The sequence below is a fragment of the Streptomyces sp. NRRL WC-3549 genome, from assembly GCF_000721935.1.
GTDB lineage: Bacteria > Actinomycetota > Actinomycetes > Streptomycetales > Streptomycetaceae > Streptomyces.
On the sequence record NZ_KL585389.1, the window covers coordinates 55,148 to 57,563 of the forward strand.

Annotated in this window: 2 protein-coding genes and 1 pseudogene; all 3 read right to left on the reverse strand. The window is 70.5% G+C overall.

Annotated elements, in window-relative coordinates; translation table 11 throughout:
• Positions 1-48: 48 nt before the first annotated feature.
• Positions 49-1,707, reverse strand: coding sequence for a catalase (locus IH13_RS0107590; RefSeq protein WP_031082210.1), 1,659 nt, complete (start codon positions 1,705-1,707; stop codon positions 49-51).
• A 176-nt stretch (positions 1,708-1,883) separates the two neighbouring features.
• Positions 1,884-2,078: pseudogene (locus tag IH13_RS44440) on the reverse strand (MarR family transcriptional regulator); the annotation flags it as partial.
• A gap of 55 nt (positions 2,079-2,133) precedes the next feature.
• Positions 2,134-2,416 (reverse strand): CBS domain-containing protein (locus IH13_RS40075; RefSeq protein ID WP_037840940.1); only part of this gene is annotated, 283 nt, incomplete at its 5' end.

Consider the following 2,416-nt stretch of genomic DNA (forward strand, 5'->3'; position numbering starts at 1 on the left):
GACCGGGGCGGTGGACCACCGCCCCGGTCCGCGTCCGGCGGCCGGGGGTCAGCGCTCCACCACGTGCCGCTTGTCGGGGACGCAGTGGGTCATGGTGAGCCCGGTGACGTCCCGGGGCGGGTTGCTGCCGAGCCGCGTGAGCCGCTCCCTCTCCTCGTCGTTGAGGTTCTGCGTGGGCAGCGGCGGGAGGTGGGCGACGTCGGAGGCGCTGATACCGATGCCCTCGCCGACCCGCAGCCCCAGGTCGTTGTCCGCCATCAGGCAGTGCCAGACCATCCGCTCCTGGACCGGCCGCGTGCACTGGGAGAACAGGTCGGTGAAGTTCTTGACCAGGTCGTCCTGCTCCCACTCCTCCATCAGCTGGTAGCGCTGGCCCGCCTGCAGGTAGTCGTTGGTGCGGGGGAGACGGGCGCGGGTGAGCCGGCCCTCGATCAACGGGCCCTGGTCGTCGTGCGTGGGGTAGGTGGACTCGCGCAGTCCGCCCATGATCGACGGCTCGTAGTTGACCTCGGGGTTCTCACCGCCGTGACTGTTGTCGTAGGCCATCTGGCCGTCGCGCTGGTTGGTGGCGACGTGGGCGTGCCTGGCCTGGTTGACGGGCAGTTGCAGGTAGTTCGGGCCGACCCGGTAGCGCTGGGTGTCGCTGTAGGAGAAGGTCCGGCCGACCAGCATCTTGTCGTCCGAGAAGTCCAGCCCGTCCACGAGGACACCGGTGCCGAAGGACGCCTGCTCGTTCTCGGCGAAGTAGTTGTCCGGGACCCGGTTGAGGACCATGCGTCCCACCGGCTTCGGCGGGAAGTCCTGCTCGGGCCACGTCTTGGTGTCGTCCAGCGGGTCGAAGTCCAGCTCGGGGTGTTCGTCGTCGGACATCATCTGCACGACGAGCTCCCACTCCGGGTGGTCACCGCGTCCGATGGCCTCGTACAGGTCCTTGGTGGCGTGCCCCAGGTCGCCGGCCTGGACGTTGGCCGCGTCCTCCTCCGTCATGCTGCTGACGCCCTGCTTGGGCAGCCAGTGGTACTTGACCAGGACGGTGCCGCCCTCGGGGTTGACCCACTTGTAGGTGTTGACGCCGAAGCCCTGCATGTGGCGGTAGTCGGCCGGGATGCCCCGGGGGCTGAAGAGGTTCACCAGCATGTGCATGCTCTCCGGGGTCTGTGACATGAAGTCGAAGATCCGGGCCGGCTTCTGCTCGTGGCTCACCGGGTCGGGCTTGAGCGCGTGGATCACGTCGGGGAACTTGATGGCGTCGCGGATGAAGAAGACGCCCAGGTTGTTGCCGACCAGGTCCCAGTTGCCGTCCTCGGTGTAGAACTTCACGGCGAACCCCCGGGGGTCCCGGGCGGCCTCGGAGGAGTCACGCCCGCCGATCACGGTGGAGAAGCGCACCGCGACGTCCGTCCGCTTGCCCGCCTCCTGGAACAGCTTGGCCCGGGTGTACCGGCCGATCGGCTCGTCGCCCCACTTCCCGTAGGCCTCGAAATAGCCGTACGTGGTCACCCCGCGGGCGTGGACGACCCGCTCCGGGATCCGCTCCCGGTCGAAGTGGCTGATCTTCTCCAGGAACTGGTAGTTCTCCAGAGTGGCGGGCCCCCGGGCGCCGACCGTGCGCTGGTTCTGGTTGTCGTAGACGGGGTGGCCCTGCCGGTTGGTGAGGTGCGGCTGGTCGTCGGGCCCCTCGGCCCCCTTGTTCACGGTCTCGGTCACGGGTGGCGCTCCTTCGCTGCACGGAATTGGCCACCCGACCGTCCCCCGCGAGGGCGCACCGGTTGCACGGGCCGGCGGGATTTCCGCCGTCCGCCGCGCCGCAACGACTCTTGTGGCCCCTGGGGGCCCACGCGCGGTGCCCGGAGCGGACGCGCCGGGCACCGCGGCGTCATGACGGGACACGGGCGTCCGCCCAGGTGTTCGATACCCGCGTCGAAGCGCTTGAGGTGGCCGGCGAAGGCGGCGATGTCCGCCTCGGGCCGGTCGGCCATCACCCGGTCGAGGGATTCGACGGTGCGTCCGCGCTCCTCGTCGAGCACCCGCGCGCCCGTGCCCGTGGTGCGGAACTCGCGGGCCGTGCCGCCGGCCGGACGCGATCCGTCCGCCGGCGTCCGGCTCCCGTCCGGCCGGGCCCCGGCCGGGCCGTCACACCGTCGCGGACGGGCCGACCAGCTCACCGAGCACGTCCTCCATCGTGACGAAGCCGATCACCGTGCCCCGGTCACCCGCGACCGCGGCCAGATGCGTGCCCGCGGACCGCATGGCGGTCATGGTGTCGTCGAGCGGGGTGTCGATCTCCACCCGGATGACCGGATGGAGGGCGCCGGACGGGAACGGCTCGGTGCGCTCCGCCACGCCGAGCGCGTCCTTGATGTGCAGGTATCCCAGGATCTCGTCCCCGGGACCGGTCACCGGCAGCCGGGAGAAC